The sequence below is a fragment of the Streptomyces sp. NPDC020490 genome, assembly GCF_044335305.1.
Lineage (GTDB): Bacteria > Actinomycetota > Actinomycetes > Streptomycetales > Streptomycetaceae > Streptomyces.
In genome coordinates, this window is record NZ_JBIRUY010000055.1 from 13,434 (window position 1) to 30,305 (window position 16,872).

Here is a 16,872-nt window from a genome sequence, read left to right on the forward strand (position 1 = left end):
GTCCCGTACCGCGGGCGCTGCCCGTGACTGGCCGGGAAACGACCATGCACAGACCATTAGTTAGACGCACTATCGACATCGTCGTACGATGACCGCATGCCCGAGCTCAGCCATCGCCGACGCTTCCTGGTCCTCGCGATCTGCTGCATGAGCCTGCTGATCGTGAGCCTCGACGTGACCGCCCTGAACGTCGCCCTGCCCTCGATGCAGCGCGAACTGGACGCGAGCACGGCGGGCCTGCAGTGGGCCGTCGACGCGTACACGCTGGTGCTGGCCGCGCTGCTGATGCTCGCGGGCTCCACGGCCGACCGGATCGGCCGCAAGCGGGTCTTCATGTCCGGCCTGGCGGTCTTCACGCTCGGCTCGCTGCTGTGTTCCCTCGCCCCGAACCTCCAGGCGCTGGTCGCCTTCCGCATGCTCCAGGCGGTGGGCGGCTCGATGCTCAACCCGGTCGCCATGTCGATCATCACCAACACCTTCACGGACCCGCGTGAGCGCGCCCGCGCGATAGGCGTGTGGGGCGGGGTGGTCGGCCTGTCGATGGCCGCGGGTCCGCTGGCCGGCGGGCTGCTGGTGGACTCGGTCGGCTGGCGCTCCATCTTCTGGGTCAACCTGCCGGTGGGCCTGGCGGCCCTGCTGCTGACCCTGCGGTTCGTCCCGGAGTCCCGCGCCCCCAGGGCCCGCCGTCCGGACCCGGTCGGCCAGGTGCTCGTCATCGCCCTGTTCGGCTCGCTGACGTACGCGATCATCGAGGTGCCGGCCTCCGGCGCGGCCTCCGTCCTGCCGTTCGCCGCGGTGGCGCTCGCCGCGCTGCTGGGCCTGCTGCTGTACGAGCCCCGTCGCGCCGAACCACTCATCGACCTGCGGTTCTTCCGCTCGGCACCGTTCAGCGGCGCCACCGTGATCGCGGTCAGCGCGTTCGCCGCGCTGGGCGGCTTCCTGTTCCTGTCGACGCTGTACCTGCAGAACGTGCGCGGCTACGACGCCCTGCACGCGGGTCTGTGGATGCTGCCGATGGCGATCCCCTGCTTCCTGTGCGCGCCCCTGTCCGGACGGCTGGTCGGCAGCCGCGGCCCGCGCCCGTCCCTGCTGGCCGCCGGGGTCACGATCACCGCGAGCGGGGTGCTGTTCGCGGCGTTCGAGGCGGAGACGTCGGACGTCACCCTGTTCCTCGGGTACGTCCTGTTCGGCATCGGCTTCGGCCTCGTGAACGCGCCGATCACCAACACGGCCGTCTCGGGCATGCCGCGCGCCCAGGCGGGCGTCGCCGCCGCGGTGGCCTCCACGAGCCGGCAGCTCGGCCAGACGCTGGGCGTCGCGGTGGTCGGCGCGGTGCTGGCCTCCGGGGTGGGCTCGTCGCCGTACCGGGAGGTGTTCGTCCGGGCGGCCCGCCCCGGCTGGTGGATCCTCACGGCCTGCGGCGCCGCGGTGCTCGTCCTGGGCGCCCTGACGAGCGGCCGCTGGGCCCGGCGGACCGCGGAGCGCACGGCGGAGCGGCTGGAGTCGGCCGAGGTACGCGAGGCGGCCCGGGTCGGCGCGTGAACCGGCCGCTCACCGGCCGACCCGCCGCGTGAGCCGACCCCTCACGCGCCGACCCGCCGCGTAAGCCGACCCCTCACGCGCCGACCCGCCGCGTGAGCCCGCCCCTCAGCGCCCGGTGTCACTGCCGGCCGGAGCACCGCCCGGTGTCACTGCCGGCCGGAGCACGCCGGCCTCCGCTTCCCGGACCGGCCCCTGCGGGCGCAGACGGTGGACAGCCACTCGGCACGGTGTCGGCGTGCGCCCGGTCCGGTACCGCGCCGAGGACGCGGGGCTCCGCGAGGACGCGCTCCCGCACCTGGGCATGCGGGACGCCCTGGTGACGACGCTGCTGGTGCAACTGGCCGGGGTGGCCCTGACCGGGCTGCTGAGCCTGCGGCTGCCGCGCACGATCGGGTGAGCCCGTCGTGGGCGCCGGCCGGCGGCGGCACCCCACCGCACAGCAACGCACCGCACCGCACAGCACCGCACAGCACGAGGCCGGCCCCGACGGGGATTCCGTCGGGGCCGGCCTCGTGCGTACGCGGGAGCCGGGGGCCGCTAGCAGCCCAGCAGGCGGCCCGCCAGGTAGCCCTCGATCTGGTCCAGCGACACGCGCTCCTGCTTCATCGAGTCGCGCTCGCGCACCGTCACGGCGTTGTCCTCGAGGGTGTCGAAGTCGACCGTCACGCAGTACGGGGTGCCGATCTCGTCCTGGCGGCGGTAGCGGCGGCCGATGGCGCCCGCGTCGTCGAACTCGATGTTCCAGTTCTGCCGCAGCGCCTGGGCCAGGCCCTTGGCCTTGGGCGACAGCTCCGGGTTGCGGGACAGCGGCAGGACCGCGACCTTGACCGGGGCGAGGCGGTGGTCGAGGCGCAGCACGGTGCGCTTCTCCAGCTTGCCCTTGGCGTTGGGCGCCTCGTCCTCGACGTAGGCATCGAGCAGGAACGCCAGCATCGCGCGGCCGACACCGGCCGCGGGCTCGATGACGTACGGCGTCCAGCGCTCGCCAGCCTCCTGGTCGAAGTAGGACAGGTCCTGGCCGGAGGCCTTGGAGTGCGCGCCGAGGTCGTAGTCGGTGCGGTTGGCGACGCCCTCCAGCTCGCCCCACTCGCTGCCGCCGAACTGGAAGCGGTACTCGATGTCGGCGGTGCGCTTGGAGTAGTGGGAGAGCTTCTCCTTGGGGTGCTCGTACCAGCGCATGTTCTCCTCACGGAGACCCAGGCCGGTGTACCAGTTCCAGCGCTGCTCCATCCAGTATTCCTGCCACTTCTCGTCCTCGCCCGGCTTGACGAAGAACTCCATCTCCATCTGCTCGAACTCGCGGGTGCGGAAGATGAAGTTGCCCGGCGTGATCTCGTTGCGGAAGGACTTGCCCATCTGGGCGATGCCGAACGGCGGCTTGCGGCGCGAAGTGGTCTGCACCTGGGCGAAGTTGGTGAAGATGCCCTGGGCGGTCTCGGGGCGCAGGTAGGCGATGGAGCCGGAGTCCTGTGTGGGGCCGAGGTGGGTGGAGAGCAGGCCCGAGAACTGCTTGGGCTCGGTGAACTGGCCCTTGTTGCCGCAGTTGGGGCAGTTGACGTCCGCCAGGCCGTTCTCCGGCAGGCGGCCGTGCTTGGCCTCGTAGGCCTCCTCCAAGTGGTCCGCGCGGAACCGCTTGTGACAGGAGGTGCACTCGGTGAGCGGGTCGGTGAAGGTGGCGACGTGACCGGAGGCCACCCAGACCTCGGAGGCCAGGATGACGGACGAGTCGATACCGACCACGTCCTCGCGCGACGTCACCATGTAGCGCCACCACTGGCGCTTGAGGTTCTCCTTGAGCTCGACACCCAGCGGTCCGTAGTCCCAGGCGGCACGCTGGCCGCCGTAGATCTCACTACAGGGGAATACGAAGCCACGGCGCTTGCTCAGGCTGACGATGGTGTCGATCTTGTCGGCGGCCACGGTGCTCTCTTCATTACGACGACGGGCGACGAAGCGAGATGCTTCCAGCGAATGCTTCAGGGTACCGGCGGGGTGTCCCCCTCAACCAAATTGGGCCGTCCCCCTCGACCGACCCGACCCGTTGTTGACAACGGTTTCCATCTTCGTTGAAAATGACTGTCATGAACGCCCGACGACCCCTCATACCCGCGGTGGCGACGACCGTGGTCACGGCCCTGGCTCTCGCCTCCCTCTCCGCCTGCTCCGGCAGCGCGGCCGCGGGCAACACCGACAAGTTCGACGTCGTCGCGTCGTTCTACCCGATGGCCTTCCTCGCGGAGCGGATCGGCGGCGGCCACGTCAACGTCACCACCCTGACCCAGCCCGGCCAGGAGCCGCACGACCTGGAGATCAGCGCCCGGCAGACCGCGCAGCTCCAGGAGTCCGACGCGGTGCTCTACCTCAAGAACCTCCAGCCCTCCGTCGACGACGCGGTGGCCCAGTCCGAGGTCAAGACCAAGATCGACGCCGCCTCGCTGACCACGCTCGAGGAACACGGCAACGAGGTCGGCGGCCACGCCGCCGCGCACGACGGCTCGCACGACGAGGAGGCGGCCGGCAAGGACCCGCACATCTGGCTCGACCCGGTGCGCTACGCCGAGGTCGCCGAGGGCGTCGGCAAGGCCTTCGAGAAGGCCGACCCCGACCACGCCGCCGACTACCGCAGGAACACCGCCGCCCTGGTCGGGAAGCTGGCGGCGCTCGACACCGCGTTCAAGGACGGCCTGGCGGACACGAAGTCGAAGGTCTTCATCACCACCCACGCCGCCTTCGGCTACCTCGCCGAGCGCTACGGCCTGACCGAGGAGGCCATCAACGGCCTCGACCCCGAGTCCGAGCCGAGCGCGGGCAGGGTGAGGGAACTCGAGAAGATGGCCGAGGCCGACGGCGTCACCACCGTCTTCTACGAGACGCTCGTCAGCGACAGGACCGCGAAGACCGTCGCCGAGGACGCGGGCCTGAAGACCGACGTGCTCGACCCGGTGGAGGGCATCACGTCCACCTCCCGCGGCAAGGACTACATCTCGGTCATGAAGGCGAACCTCAAGGCGCTGCAGACGGCCCTGGGAAGCGAGTGATCCGCATGGAGGGCGTCATGGACAGCACACGGGAGCCCGTCATATCCCTGCGCGGGGTACGCGCCGAGCTGGGCGCGCGCCCCGTCCTGCGCGGCATCGACCTCACGGTGGGCCGCGGCGAGGTCGTCGCGCTGCTCGGCGCGAACGGCTCCGGCAAGTCGACCGCGGTGCGCAGCGTCATCGGGCAGGTCCCGGTCAGCGCGGGCGAGGTCGAACTGTTCGGCGTCCCGCGGCGCCGGTTCCGCGACTGGGCCCGCGTCGGGTACGTGCCGCAGCGCACCACGGCCGCGGGCGGGGTGCCGTCGACGGTGACCGAGGTGGTCACCTCGGGCCGGCTGTCCCGGGCCCGCTTCGGGGTGCTGCGGGGGGCCGACCACGCGGCCGTGCGCCGGGCGCTGGAGCTGGTCGGCATGGCGGACCGGGCGAAGGACTCGGTGAACGCCCTGTCCGGCGGCCAGCACCAGCGGGTGCTGATCGCCCGCGCGCTCGCCGCCGAACCCGAGCTGCTGATCATGGACGAGCCGATGGCGGGCGTCGACCTGGCCAGCCAGGAGGTGCTGGCCCGCACACTGCGGGAGCAGGTCGCCGCCGGGGCCACGGTCCTGCTGGTGCTGCACGAGCTGGGCCCCCTGGAGCCCCTGATCGACCGGGCGGTCGTGCTGCGCGACGGCTGCGTCCTGCACGACGGCCCGCCCCCGAAGGCCGTAGGCCAGCATGCCCTGCCCGGCCACGACCACGTCCACCCGCACGCGCCCGCGGGCACCGAACCGATCCGCACGGGACTGCTGAGCTGATGGACCTCCTGAACTACGCCTTCATGCAGCGGGCGCTGCTCGCCGCCGTCCTGGTCGGCATCACCGCCCCCGCCATCGGCATCTACCTCGTGCAGCGCCGCCAGGCCCTGATGGGCGACGGCATCGGCCACGTGGCGATGACCGGCGTCGGCCTCGGCTTCCTGCTGAACGCCTCGCCGGTGTGGATGGCGACGCTGGTCTCGGTGCTGGGCGCGGTGCTGATGGAGCTGATCCGCTGGTACGGCCGCACCCGCGGGGACATCGCCCTGGCGATGCTCTTCTACGGCGGCATGGCCGGCGGCGTGATGTTCATCAACCTCGCCCCGACCGGGTCCAACGCCAACCTCACCTCGTACCTCTTCGGCTCCCTGTCCACGGTGTCGGAGTCGGACGTCACCGCGATCTGCCTGCTGGCCGGGTTCGTGGTGCTGGTCACCGTCGGACTGCGCCGCCAGTTGTTCGCGGTCAGCCAGGACGAGGAGTTCGCGCGGGTCACGGGCCTGCCGGTGCGCGCCCTGAACCTGCTCACCGCGGTCACCGCGGCGGTGACGGTGACCGTCGCGATGCGCGTGGTGGGCCTGCTGCTGGTGTCGGCCCTGATGGTGGTCCCGGTGGCGGCGGCCCAGCAGCTCAGCCGCAGCTTCGCGGCGACCTTCGCGATCGCCGTAGCCATCGGGGTGACCGTGACGATCGGCGGCACCGTCACCTCGTACTACCAGGACGTGCCGCCCGGCGCGACGATCGTGCTGCTGACCATCGCGGCGTTCGTCGCGCTGACCGCGCTGGCCGCCCCGCTGGCCCGCCGACGCGCCCGCGCGGCGGCCGCCGCGCAGCCCGCCGGGGACCCCGCCGAGTGCGCGGTCCCGGCCACCCGGGCGGCCGCCGACGAGGTCGGCGTCTGACCGCGTCCCGGGCGGGGCTGGCACAATGGCCGGCAGGCAGTGTGAAGGAGGCAACCGGTGACGACCGCTGGACCGCCCGTGAAGGGCCGCGCCACCCGGCAGCGCGCCGCGGTGGCGGCAGCCCTCGACGAGGTCGACGAGTTCCGCAGCGCGCAGGAACTGCACGACATGCTCAAGCACAAGGGTGACTCGGTCGGCCTCACCACGGTGTACCGCACGCTGCAGTCCCTCGCCGACGCGGGCGAGGTCGACGTCCTGCGCACCTCCGACGGCGAGTCCGTCTACCGCCGCTGCTCCACCGGCGAGCACCACCACCATCTCGTCTGCCGGGCCTGCGGCAAGGCGGTGGAGGTGGAGGGCCCGGCGGTGGAGAAGTGGGCCGAGGCGATCGCCGCCGAGCACGGGTACGTCAACGTCGCCCACACCGTCGAGATCTTCGGCACCTGCGCGGACTGCGCCGGGGCCGCTGAGGGCCGCTGAGCTACCCGCGCGTCAGGTGCCGGTCGAGGATCGCGCGCAGCCGGTCGGCGTCGGCGGGATCCGGGAGGCCGCGCTTGGGCAGCACGGTGAAGCAGGAGGCGTTCTTGTCGTCGCTGTAGGTGATGAAGGCGTCTTCGGTCTCCCGGTAGCGGGGCTGCGCCGCCCAGTCGACCGATGTCGTGCTGTTGTCGGTGGCCATCGTCAGCCCGGCGTCCGCCACGGTCGCGCGATACGTGCCGTTGCGGACGGCGAGCTTGAGGAAGGCGCGGGCCCGGACCCGGGGCATGCAGAGCAGCAGAGCCGCGCCCAAGGGCATACAGATCAGCAGGAACCAGTCGGGTTTCTCGCTCCCCGCCACCGAGAGTGAGGCGTTCAGCACGAAAGCGGCCGCCACGACACCGACGGCCCAGCGCCGCACCCACACCCGCCGCCGCAACCGCTCGCGTTCCCGCAGCGCCCCCAGGAAATCCCCCGCGACCGGCTGGTACGCCAGCTCGACCACACCCTGACCGGCGTCCCGCCCCATGTCCATGACCATGGGGCGGAGCGTAGCGGTGCCGGTCAGCTCCGGTCGAAGCACTTACGGGGGCCGGGGACGGATCTTCCGCGTCCTCGACGGCCCGCATCCTCGACGGCCCTCGTGAAACGCGGGTGGCCGTCAGACGCCCGACGGTTTCTCCCCCGTGCGGCCCTCCATGGCCAGCAGCTCCTCGTTGGGGATGGCCCCGCCGAACCGCCGGTCGCGGGAGGCGAATTCGAGGCACGCCCGCCACAGGTCACGGCGGTCGAAGTCGGGCCACAGGACGTCCTGGAAGACCATCTCGGCGTAAGCGCTCTGCCAGATCAGGTAGTTGGAGGTGCGCTGCTCGCCGCTGGGCCGCAGGAACATGTCCACGTCCGGCATGTCGGCGTAGTACATGTACTTCTGGATGACCTTCTCGGTGATCTTCGACGGGTCGAGCCGGCCGGCCCTGACCTCCTCGGCGATCGCCTGCACCGCGTCGGTGATCTCGGCCCGGCCGCCGTAGTTCATGCAGAAGTACAGGGTGAGCAGGTCGTTGTCCTTGGTCTGCTCCTGGGCGACCTGGAGCTCCTTGGCGACCGACTTCCACAGCCGGGGCATCCGGCCCGCCCAGCGCACCCGGACGCCGAGTGCGTCGAGCTGGTCGCGGGACTTGCGGATGAAGTCGCGGTTGAAGTTCATCAGGAAGCGGACCTCTTCGGGCGAGCGCTTCCAGTTCTCCGTGGAGAAGGCGTAGAGGGAGATGTTGCCGACGCCGATCTCGATCGCGCCCTGGAGCACGTCGAGGACCTGCTCGGCGCCGACCTTGTGGCCCTCGGTGCGCGGCAGGCCGCGCTCCTTCGCCCAGCGGCCGTTCCCGTCCATGACGATCGCCACATGGTTCGGGACCAGCTCGCCCGGGAGCTTCGGCGGGCGGGCGCCGGACGGGTGCGGTTCCGGCGCCCTGTACTCGCTGCGCCGGCGTCCCAGGATCCCGCGTACGACCATGTGCTTCTCGTCTCCCTCTGGCTTTTCCCGCTAGCTTTTCTCTACGTACCTGAGCGAGCGCAGCCCGCGCTCCAGGTGCCAGTGCAGGTAGGCGGACACCAGCCCGCCGCCCTCCCGGACGTACCGTGCCTCGGCCGCGTCCGCGGTCTCCCAGTCTCCCGTAAGCAGCGCGCCGAGCAGTTCCAGGGTCCGCGGCGAGGGCACGACGCTGCCCGGCACCCGGCAGTCGGCGCAGACCGAGCCGCCGGAGGCCACCGAGAAGAACCGGTTCGGACCGGGCATCCCGCACTTCGCGCAGTCGCTGAAGCTGGGGGCGTAGCCGTTGACGGCGAGGGAGCGCAGGAGGAACGCGTCGAGCACCAGGTGCGGGGCGTGCTCGGCCCGGGCGAGGGTGCGCAGCGCGCCGACGAGCAGCAGGTACTGCTGCACGGCCGGCTCGCCCTCGTGGTCGGTGAAGCGCTCGGCGGTCTCCAGCATGGCGGTGCCGGCGGTGTAGCGGGCGTAGTCCGTCACGATGCCGCCGCCGTAGGGGGCGATGGTCTCGCTCTGCGTGCACAGCGGCAGCCCGCGGCCGACCAGCTCGCTCCCGCGCGCGAAGAACTGCACGTCGACGTGGGAGAAGGGTTCCAGCCGGGCTCCGAACTTCGACTTCGTGCGCCGCACTCCGCGGGCGACGGCGCGCACCCGCCCGTGTCCGCGCGTCAGCAGCGTGATGATGCGGTCCGCCTCACCCAGCTTCTGGGTGCGCAGCACGATGCCGTCGTCGCGGAACAGACTCATGCGTCCATTCTCGCCTACGCCGGCCGCGCGACGGCCCGCGCTCCTCCCTTCCCCATTTAACTCAGCGTATGTAGAATTCAACGCACAGTGCATTTGGTGTCCGACCGGCAGTGAGGCCCGCGATGGCGACCAGTGGCGCGAACGGTGCGGTGTACGACGTCGGCGTGATCGGCGGGGGCTTCACCGGCCCCCTGCTCGCGGCCGTGCTGGCCCGGTCCGGCGTGCGGACGGTGCTCCTCGCGCCGGGCGCCGGGCAGGGCGCCGGGCCGGACATCGCCGTCGGGGAGACCGTCGTGCCGTACGCCTCCGCGCTGCTGCGGGTCGTGGCCCGGCGCTACGACGTGCCCGAGCTGGAGGCGCTCGCGACGCTGAAGGGCGTCGAGCGGGACGTCTCGCCCCGCTGCGGGGTCATGCGGAACATGGGTTTCGTCCTGCACCGCGAGGGCCTGCGCCAGCACCCCGGCGAGGTGTACCAGGTCGTCAACCCCAAGGTCGTCGCCGATCCGCCGCACCTGTGGCGCGAGGACACCGACGGCTATCTGCTCGATGTGGCACGGCACCACGGCGCCGACGTGCGCACCGGCCCCGGAGCCCGCGTCGAGAAGGTGCGGATCGACCCGGAGGCGGGAGCGTGGCTGCGCACCGCCGACGGCACCACGTGCGAGGTGCGGTACGTGGTCGACGCCGACGGCCGCGGCTCGCCGCTCGCACGGGAGCTGGGGCTGCGGGAGGACCCGCCGGCGCCGCGGCACCGGTCGCGCACCCTGTCCACCCTCATGACCGGCGTGCTGCCGTACGACGAGACCCCGGCCGGGCGGCTGCACGGCCAGCCCAGCCCCTGGCACGAGGGCACCCTGCACCACGTCTTCGACGGCGGCTGGCTGCGCGTCGTGCCGTTCGGCAACCAGCGCCGCAGCTCGCCGGGTTCGCCGTGCGCCGTCGCGCTCACCCTGGACGCGCGCAGGCACCCGTTCGCCGAGGGCCGGCCGGCCGAGGAGGAGCTGCGTGCGGTCCTGCGCCGGTTCCCGGACATCGGCGCGCAGTTCGGGCAGGCCGTCGCGGCGGGCCCCTGGACGTCCACCGGCCGGCGGTCGCAGTACTCCCGCCGGCATCCGGTCGGCGACCGCTACTGCCTCGCCGCGCACGCCGCCGGATCCTTCGACCCGCTGTACGCGCGGGGTCCGGCGTACGGCCTGGAGGTCGTCAGCAGCCTCGCCCGGCCGCTGATCGACGCCGCGCGCGACGGCGACTGGTCCACCGCGCGCTTCCGGCACGTGGCGGACCTCCAGCGGCGGCTGCTCGCCGCGCAGGACGACCTCGCGTACGCGTCCTTCGTCGCGTTCCGCGACCACGGCCTGTTCAACGCCGTCGTCCGGGTGTGGACGCTCGGCACCGTGCTCGGCGCGCTCGCGGTGGAGGACGCCTGCGCCGCGTTCGGCAGGACGGGGGACGACACGGTCTTCCGCACCCTGGAGCCGGGCCGGCGCCCGGGTGCGCCCTCGGCGGGCGCCGACCACTTCGACTCGCTCGGCCCGCTCGCCCGCACGCTGTGCGAGGAGGTCGAGCGGGGCGCACGCACCCCGCGGGACGCGGCGGAGCACCTCTTCGCCGCCCTCCGCGCGGCCGACTACGTGCCGCCCTCGCTGGGGCTCGCCGATCCCACCGACCGCTTCTTCCACAACACCCCGGCACGCCTGCTGCGGGCCGCCCGCTGGGTGCGTACCGAGGCACCCGAGGAGACCGCCGCGCTCTTGAAGTCGGCCATGGGCGGACTCGTCCGGGAGCGGTTCGCCGGCCGTCGACGACGACAAGGAGACAGCACGTGACTCCGCCCATGCGTAAACGCGCGGGCTTCCCGTGTCGGTGGCTAAGCCACGTCACAGAGGGCCGGCCCGGCCCTGTTGAGGACGTTCGTCGCGCCGACGTGGTCCGCGTTTGCGGTGTACCCGCACGCCGTGCACCGGAACTCCGCTTGGGTGAGGCGGTTCTCCTTCGCGGTATGCCCGCACTCGGGGCATGTGCGGGAGGTGTTGCGCGCGTCCACCGGGATCACGAGGCGACCGGCGCTCTCAGCCTTGTTCGCCAGGATTCCGAGGAACTGCGCCCAACCCGCTTCAAGGATGCTGCGGTTGAGCCCGGCCTTCGCGGCGGCACCGTTCGCCAGGAAGTTGCCGGGCCGCCCGGGGTCGGCCTTGGGGGCAGGGCTTTTGGTCATGCCCGCCGTGTTCAGCTGCTCGTGCGCGATCACGTCGTGGTCGGCGACAAGCGTGCGGGCGGCCTTGTGGTGGAAGTCGGCGCGCTGCCTGCGAATCCTGGCGTACAGCCTGGCGACCTTCCGGGCCGCCGCGCGATGGCGCTTGGTGCGCTGCCGGGTCCGCTTGGGGAACGTCGCGAGGTGCCGCTGCGCTTCGGCGAGTTCGGCGGCCATCGCCTGGAGAAAGCGCGGGTTGGCGACGTGTGCGCCCTCCGAGGTAGTCAGGAAGTGGGCGACGCCCATGTCGATGCCGACGATCGCCCCGGTGGGCGGCAGCGGCTCGGCGGGAACCCGGTCGCAGGAGAGGACTACGTACCAGCGGGTTCCCTCACGCTTCACACTGATCGTCTTGACGCGGCCCTGTACGGGCCGGTGCTGGTGCACGCGGATGTGCCCGACGCCTTGGAGGCGGACGCGCGTCTGACGGTCGTGGGGGGTGGAGTCCCAGCGGCAGCCGTCGCCGTCCTTCGGGAAAGTGACGGTGTCGAAGTGCCCGACGCCCTTGAAGCGCGGGTAGCCCGGCGTCTGTCCGGCCCTGACCCGGCGGAAGAACGCCTGGAATGCCTTGTCGAGGCGTCGCAGAGTGGCCTGCTGCGAGCTGAACGACCAGCGGCCCTGCCGCTCGGAGTCGCATGCGCGGATCTCCTTGAGCTGTGCGGACTGGTCACCGTACTTGATGCTCGTCTTCGAGGCGTGCCGGTAGGCGTCCCGACGTTCCTGCAAGGCCCCGTTGTACAGGGAGCAGTGGTCTCGCAGCATGTCGGTGAGCGCTGCCGCCTGACCCTTGGTGGGGCGAAGGAGGAACTTGTACGCGCGGATCACGAACCAGCCCCCTTCTTCCGCGGGTGCTCCCACTGGGTGTTGATGTACCTCTCAATCGTCGCCGCCGACACGGCACCGACCGATGCCGCGAAGTACGACGACGACCACAGCGTGGGCATCCGCGACTTCAGGTGCGGGAACTCCTCGCGCAGGAGGCGGGAAGTGAAGCCCTTGAACTGGTTGGCCACGTACGAGGCTGATGACTTCGGGTCGTGCTTCACAAAGAGTCGGACGTGGTCGGGCATCACCTCAAGGGCGATGATCTCCCAGCCGCGTTCGTCGGCCTTCTGCCGGATCAATTCCTCCAGCCGTTCCGCGACCCGACCACCGAGGACCGGACGGCGGTACTTCGGGCACCACACGATGCGGAGTCCGAGGTCATACACGCCGCCGGAGAATCGGCGGACCTTCCTGGTCACGGCCACGCAATCACTATACAAGCGCCGCATGTCTAATGCGGCAGAGAGGCGGCACAGGTGAACAGTGCAGATCCTCGCTCCCGGTCGGCATCAGAGCAGCCCGAAGAAGCCGTGCCACACCCCGCTGAAGCGGCGCGTCCCCTGGTCAGGTCCTGATGGAGTCGCAGGGCAGCACGTTAGAGCTGGAGAAGGAGACGTTCGACGTCGCGATCCTCGGGTCGGGGGTCGCCGGCTCGATCCTGGGGGCGATCCTGGCCCGCAACGGCGCGAAAACGCTCCTGTTGGACGCCGGTTCGCATCCCCGGTTCGCGATCGGCGAGTCGACCATCCCGTTCACGCTGGTGTCGATGCGCACGCTCGCCGAGCGCTACGACGTACCGGAGATCGCGCACCTGGCGTCGTTCACGGACACCACGCGCGCCATCGGGCCCCGCTTCGGCGTCAAGCGGCACTTCGGGTTCCTGCTGCACCACGAGGGGGCGCCGCAGAACCCGCGCGAGGTCAACGAGTTCAACACCCCGCCGCAGCTCCTGCACGAGGCGGCGCACCTGTTCCGGCAGGACACCGACTCCTACCTCTTCCAGGTCGCGGTGAAGTACGGGTGCAAGATCCGGCAGAACTTCTTCGTCACCGACATCGACTTCGACGGCTCGGGAGTCACGCTGGCCGGCCGGGACGGCTCGTACCGGGCCCGCTACCTGGTCGACGCGAGCGGGTTCCGCTCGCCGGTCGCCGAAAAGTTCGGCCTGCGGGAGGATCCCTGCCGGTTCAAGCACCACTCCCGCTCGGTGTGGAACCACGTGGTCGACCTGACCCCCACCGACCGCCTCTTCGAGCACGTTCCCGCGAGCCAGCAGCCGCCCGTGCCGTGGTACGAGGGCACCGTCCACCACATGTTCGAGCGGGGCTGGGCGTGGGTGATCGGCTTCGACAACAACAAGTGGTCGAAGAACCCGCTGTGCAGCGTCGGCATGACCGTCGACCCGCGCCGCTATCCGAAACCGGAGGGCGTGACGCCGGAGGAGGACTTCCGTCGGCTGGCCGCGCCGTACCCGGACATCGTCCGCCAGTTCGAGGGCATGAAGCCGGTCCGCGAGTGGACGTCCACGGGCCGCCTGCAGTACTCCTCCAAGCAGACCGCCGGTGACCGCTGGTTCCTGCTCTCGCACGCGGCCGGCTTCATCGACCCGCTGTTCTCCCGGGGCCTGTCCAACACCACCGAGGCGCTGAACCTGCTGGCGTGGCGGCTGCTGAAGGCGGTGAAGGACGACGACTTCTCCGGCGAGCGCTTCGCCCCGGTCGACCGCCTGCAGCAGGGCCTGTTCGACTACAACGACTCCCTCGTCAACTCGGCCTTCATCTCCTGGTGCGACTACGACCTGTGGAGCGCCGTCTTCCGGATCTGGGCGTGGGGCGCCAACGCGGGCGTCTACCGCATGCAGACCGCCCTGACCGCGTACCGCAAGGACGGCCGCGACAGCCACTTCACGGACCTGGAGGACGTGCCCCACCCGGGCCTGTACTGGCCCGACCACGAGGGTTTCGCCGGCCTGTACGACGCGATGGTCAGGCAGTGCGAGGCGGTCGAGGCGGGGGTGGTGAGCGCGCCGGACGCGGCCGACTTCCTCTACGAACGGCTCCAGGCCGCCGACTTCGTGCCGAAGCACTTCGGCTTCGCCGAACGGGACATCCGCTTCCTCAACCCGCGCCCCAAGACGCTGCTGCGCATGGTCCGCTGGGCGGCCACGGACGCGGACCCGGTCGTCCGCCGCCTGGTGCTCGGCAACGGACGCGAGGCGGTCAAGGCGCGGCTGCGGGGCAAGAAGCTGCTCTGACGAGCACGCCGGGCCGGACGCGGTGCGCGCGTCCGGCCCGGTGACGGAGCAACCGGGGGACGGTGTCCGGGCGTCGGTCAAGGTGAGACGGCAGACCCGTATCGAGCGAAGGAGAAGCACGGTCTTGAGCTCGCACCGCTCCCCGATGACCCGGCGCGCCCTGCTCGCGGCCGGTAGTGCCGGCGCGGCCGGCCTGCTCGCCGGCGCGCCCGCCCACGCCGCCACCACCAGCGCCACCGACCGTCTGCGCGAGCTGGAGCGGCGACACGGCGCCCGGCTGGGGGTGTTCGCGCGCAACGTCCGCACGGGACGCACCGTCGGCCACCGCGCCGACGAGCTCTTCCCCGTCTGCTCCCTGTTCAAGACCCTGGCCGCGGCGGCCGTCCTGCGCGACCTGGACCGCCACGGCGAGGTCCTCGCCCGCCGGATCCACTACACCGAAGCCGACCTGGTGGACGGCTCCGACCTGACCCGGGAGCACCTGGCCGAGGGCATGACGGTCGCCGAGCTGGCCGACGCCGCGATCCGGTTCAGCGACAACACCGCGGGCAACCTGCTCCTGCGCGAGCTGGGCGGCCCCACCGCGATCACCCGCTTCGCCCGCTCCCTCGGCGACCCGGTGACCCGCCTCGACCGCTGGGAGACGGAGCTGAACTCGGCGGAGCCCTGGCGCCGCACCGACACCACCAGCCCGCGCGCGATCGGCCGCACCTACGCCCGGCTGGTGCTCGGCGACGCGCTGAACGCTCCCGACCGGGCCCTGCTCACCCACTGGCTGCTGAACAACACGACCGGCGGCAACCGCCTCCGCGCGGGACTTCCGGCCTCCTGGACGGTCGCCGACAAGACCGGCGCGGGTTCCTACGGCGCCGACAACGACGCGGGCATCGCCTGGACCCCGGACGGCGCACCGGTGGTGCTGGCCGTCCAGCTGACGAAACCGGACCGGGACGCGGAGTGGGACCACGCGCTGATCGCCGAGACGGCGACCGTGCTGGCCCAGATCCTCGTCTAAGCCCTGTCGACCCCGAACCGCAGGACGTACCGCTTCTGCCACGGCGTCTCCACCGCGCGGCGGTCGTAGTGGCGGCGGACGAAGTCCACCGCCTCCGCGGCCGGTACGCCGTCCAGGACCGCCAGGCAGGCCAGCGCGGTGCCGGTGCGGCCGCGGCCCCCGCCGCAGGCGATCTCGACGCGCTCGCCGGCGGCCCGCTCCCAGGCCTCGGTGAGCGCGGCGCGGGCGTCCGCGCGGTCGGCGGGCAGCCGGAAGTCGGGCCACCGCACCCAGCGGGACTCCCAGGGGACGGACGCGGGCCGCCGGCCGAGCAGGTGGAGGGCGTACGAGGGCGTGGGCGTCCCCGGTACCAGGGGGCGCCGCAGTCCCCGCCCCCGCACCAGCCGTCCCGACGGCAGCCGCAGCACACCGGGGTCCGCGGGCTGCCAGGTCTCCGTCACCGGGCCAGCGTACGGTTCCGCACGCTGCCGTCATGCTGGAACGCAGGACCAGCCGACGCGCGGCCCCCGTGCGTCACAGCGAGCAAGGAGTGCGCATGACCTTCCCCGCCCCGCTCACCGGAGTCGTCCCGCCCGTGTGCACGCCCCTGACAACGGAGCGCGAGGTGGACGTTCCCTCGCTGCTCAGGCTGGTCGACCACCTGGTGGAGGGCGGCGTGCACGCGCTGTTCGTGCTGGGCTCGTCGTCGGAGGCGGCGTACCTGACCGACCGGCAGCGCGCCCTGGTGGTGGCGTCGGTGGTGGCGCACGTGGGCGGGCAGGTGCCGGTGCTGGCCGGGGCGATCGACATGACGACGCCGAGGGTGCTGGACCACGTCGCGGCGGTGACGGCGGCGGGCGCGGACGCGGTGGTCGTGACCGCGCCCTTCTACGCGCGCACCCACCCGGCCGAGATCGCCCGTCACTACCGCCTGGCCGCCGCCGCGTCCCCGGTCCCGGTCGTCGCCTACGACATCCCGGTCGCCGTCCACACCAAGCTGCCCGCCGAACTGGTCCTGGAGCTGGCCGCCGACGGCACGCTCGCCGGGCTGAAGGACTCCAGCGGCGACCTGGCCGCCTTCCGCGAGGTCGTCACCGGCGTCCGCGGCGATCCCGGGATCGCCGGCTTCAGCGTGCTCACCGGCTCGGAGCTGATCGTGGACTCGGCGCTCGCGCTCGGCGCCGACGGAGCCGTGCCCGGCCTCGCCAACGTCGACCCGCACGGCTACGTCCGCCTCGACCGCCTGTGCCGCTCCGGCGACCGGGAGCGGGCCCGGCTCGAACAGGAGCGGCTGTGCGCCCTGTTCGGCATCGTACGGGCCGGGGATCCCGCCCGGATGGGCGCCGGTTCGGCGGCGCTGGGCGCGTTCAAGGCGGCGCTGCACCTGCGCGGGATCATCGACTGCCCGGCGACGGCGGAACCCCAGGTGCCGCTGTCGCCGCGGGAGGTGGAACGGGTCGGCGAGCACCTCGCCGCGGCCGGGCTGCTGTGAGCCCCGCCCG

General features: G+C 71.9%; 17 protein-coding genes. 10 read left to right on the forward strand and 7 right to left on the reverse strand.

Going from position 1 to position 16,872, the window contains the following annotated elements; all coding sequences use genetic code 11:
- Positions 1-96 precede the first annotated feature (96 nt).
- Both ACH4ZX_RS37435 and ACH4ZX_RS37440 read left to right on the forward strand, forming a co-directional pair.
- Positions 97-1,542, forward strand: coding sequence for an MFS transporter (locus ACH4ZX_RS37435; RefSeq protein WP_398282916.1), 1,446 nt, complete (start codon positions 97-99; stop codon positions 1,540-1,542).
- Positions 1,543-1,777: 235 nt separating this feature from the next.
- A complete protein-coding gene (locus ACH4ZX_RS37440; protein ID WP_398282966.1) occupies positions 1,778-1,939 on the forward strand; it encodes a hypothetical protein in 162 nt (53 codons plus the stop codon).
- Positions 1,940-2,079: 140 nt separating this feature from the next.
- Here ACH4ZX_RS37440 and ACH4ZX_RS37445 read toward each other — a convergent pair whose 3' ends face one another.
- Complete coding sequence (locus tag ACH4ZX_RS37445) at positions 2,080-3,462, reverse strand: glycine--tRNA ligase (RefSeq protein WP_398282918.1); 1,383 nt, start codon at positions 3,460-3,462, stop codon at positions 2,080-2,082.
- Positions 3,463-3,623: 161 nt separating this feature from the next.
- Between ACH4ZX_RS37445 and ACH4ZX_RS37450 the strand changes: the two genes are divergently transcribed.
- From ACH4ZX_RS37450 to ACH4ZX_RS37465, 4 genes are read left to right on the forward strand one after another with little or no spacing between them, the layout of a single operon-like run.
- The gene (locus ACH4ZX_RS37450; RefSeq protein ID WP_398282920.1) at positions 3,624-4,580 is read left to right on the forward strand and encodes a metal ABC transporter substrate-binding protein; all 957 of its coding nucleotides are present in this window, start codon (positions 3,624-3,626) and stop codon (positions 4,578-4,580) included.
- Positions 4,581-4,597: 17 nt separating this feature from the next.
- On the forward strand, positions 4,598-5,374 hold the full coding sequence (locus ACH4ZX_RS37455) for a metal ABC transporter ATP-binding protein (protein ID WP_398282922.1): 777 nt from the start codon (positions 4,598-4,600) through the stop codon (positions 5,372-5,374).
- Entirely contained in the window at positions 5,374-6,276 is a 903-nt protein-coding gene (locus ACH4ZX_RS37460) for a metal ABC transporter permease (RefSeq protein ID WP_398282924.1), read from the forward strand. Before ACH4ZX_RS37455 ends, ACH4ZX_RS37460 begins: the two co-directional genes overlap by 1 nt.
- Before the next feature lie 57 nt (positions 6,277-6,333).
- On the forward strand, positions 6,334-6,756 hold the full coding sequence (locus ACH4ZX_RS37465) for a transcriptional repressor (RefSeq protein WP_360746100.1): 423 nt from the start codon (positions 6,334-6,336) through the stop codon (positions 6,754-6,756).
- Position 6,757: 1 nt separating this feature from the next.
- Here the strand turns inward: ACH4ZX_RS37465 and ACH4ZX_RS37470 are convergent, their stop codons facing one another.
- From ACH4ZX_RS37470 to recO, 3 genes are all read right to left on the reverse strand, one after another.
- Positions 6,758-7,294: a YcxB family protein gene (locus ACH4ZX_RS37470; protein WP_398282926.1), complete on the reverse strand. Its 537-nt coding sequence runs from the start codon at positions 7,292-7,294 to the stop codon at positions 6,758-6,760.
- Positions 7,295-7,414: 120 nt separating this feature from the next.
- The gene (locus ACH4ZX_RS37475; RefSeq protein ID WP_398282928.1) at positions 7,415-8,266 is read right to left on the reverse strand and encodes an isoprenyl transferase; all 852 of its coding nucleotides are present in this window, start codon (positions 8,264-8,266) and stop codon (positions 7,415-7,417) included.
- Between the two features lie 30 nt (positions 8,267-8,296).
- Positions 8,297-9,046: a DNA repair protein RecO gene (gene recO / locus ACH4ZX_RS37480; protein WP_398282930.1), complete on the reverse strand. Its 750-nt coding sequence runs from the start codon at positions 9,044-9,046 to the stop codon at positions 8,297-8,299.
- Between the two features lie 122 nt (positions 9,047-9,168).
- On the opposite strand from recO, the gene ACH4ZX_RS37485 reads away from it, so the two are divergent.
- On the forward strand, positions 9,169-10,872 hold the full coding sequence (locus tag ACH4ZX_RS37485; protein ID WP_398282932.1) for an NAD(P)/FAD-dependent oxidoreductase: 1,704 nt from the start codon (positions 9,169-9,171) through the stop codon (positions 10,870-10,872).
- 41 nt (positions 10,873-10,913) lie between these two features.
- Here ACH4ZX_RS37485 and ACH4ZX_RS37490 read toward each other — a convergent pair whose 3' ends face one another.
- Positions 10,914-12,122: an RNA-guided endonuclease InsQ/TnpB family protein gene (locus ACH4ZX_RS37490; RefSeq protein ID WP_398282934.1), complete on the reverse strand. Its 1,209-nt coding sequence runs from the start codon at positions 12,120-12,122 to the stop codon at positions 10,914-10,916.
- Complete coding sequence (gene tnpA / locus ACH4ZX_RS37495; RefSeq protein WP_398282936.1) at positions 12,119-12,547, reverse strand: IS200/IS605 family transposase; 429 nt, start codon at positions 12,545-12,547, stop codon at positions 12,119-12,121. Before tnpA ends, ACH4ZX_RS37490 begins: the two co-directional genes overlap by 4 nt.
- A gap of 149 nt (positions 12,548-12,696) precedes the next feature.
- Here tnpA and ACH4ZX_RS37500 point away from each other — a divergent pair, with 149 nt between their 5' ends.
- Together ACH4ZX_RS37500 and bla are read left to right on the forward strand one after the other, a co-directional pair.
- Positions 12,697-14,376 carry an NAD(P)/FAD-dependent oxidoreductase gene (locus ACH4ZX_RS37500; RefSeq protein ID WP_398282938.1) on the forward strand — a complete coding sequence of 560 codons (1,680 nt, stop codon included), beginning with the start codon at positions 12,697-12,699 and terminating at the stop codon, positions 14,374-14,376.
- Between the two features lie 145 nt (positions 14,377-14,521).
- Positions 14,522-15,391, forward strand: a complete 870-nt coding sequence (bla, locus tag ACH4ZX_RS37505) for a class A beta-lactamase (protein WP_398282964.1) — start codon at positions 14,522-14,524, stop codon at positions 15,389-15,391.
- Here bla and ACH4ZX_RS37510 read toward each other — a convergent pair.
- Positions 15,388-15,831: a protein phosphatase gene (locus tag ACH4ZX_RS37510; protein WP_398282940.1), complete on the reverse strand. Its 444-nt coding sequence runs from the start codon at positions 15,829-15,831 to the stop codon at positions 15,388-15,390. The genes bla and ACH4ZX_RS37510 overlap by 4 nt on opposite strands.
- Positions 15,832-15,926: 95 nt before the next feature.
- Between ACH4ZX_RS37510 and ACH4ZX_RS37515 the strand changes: the two genes are divergently transcribed.
- On the forward strand, positions 15,927-16,862 hold the full coding sequence (locus ACH4ZX_RS37515; protein ID WP_398282942.1) for a dihydrodipicolinate synthase family protein: 936 nt from the start codon (positions 15,927-15,929) through the stop codon (positions 16,860-16,862).
- Positions 16,863-16,872: the final 10 nt, after the last annotated feature.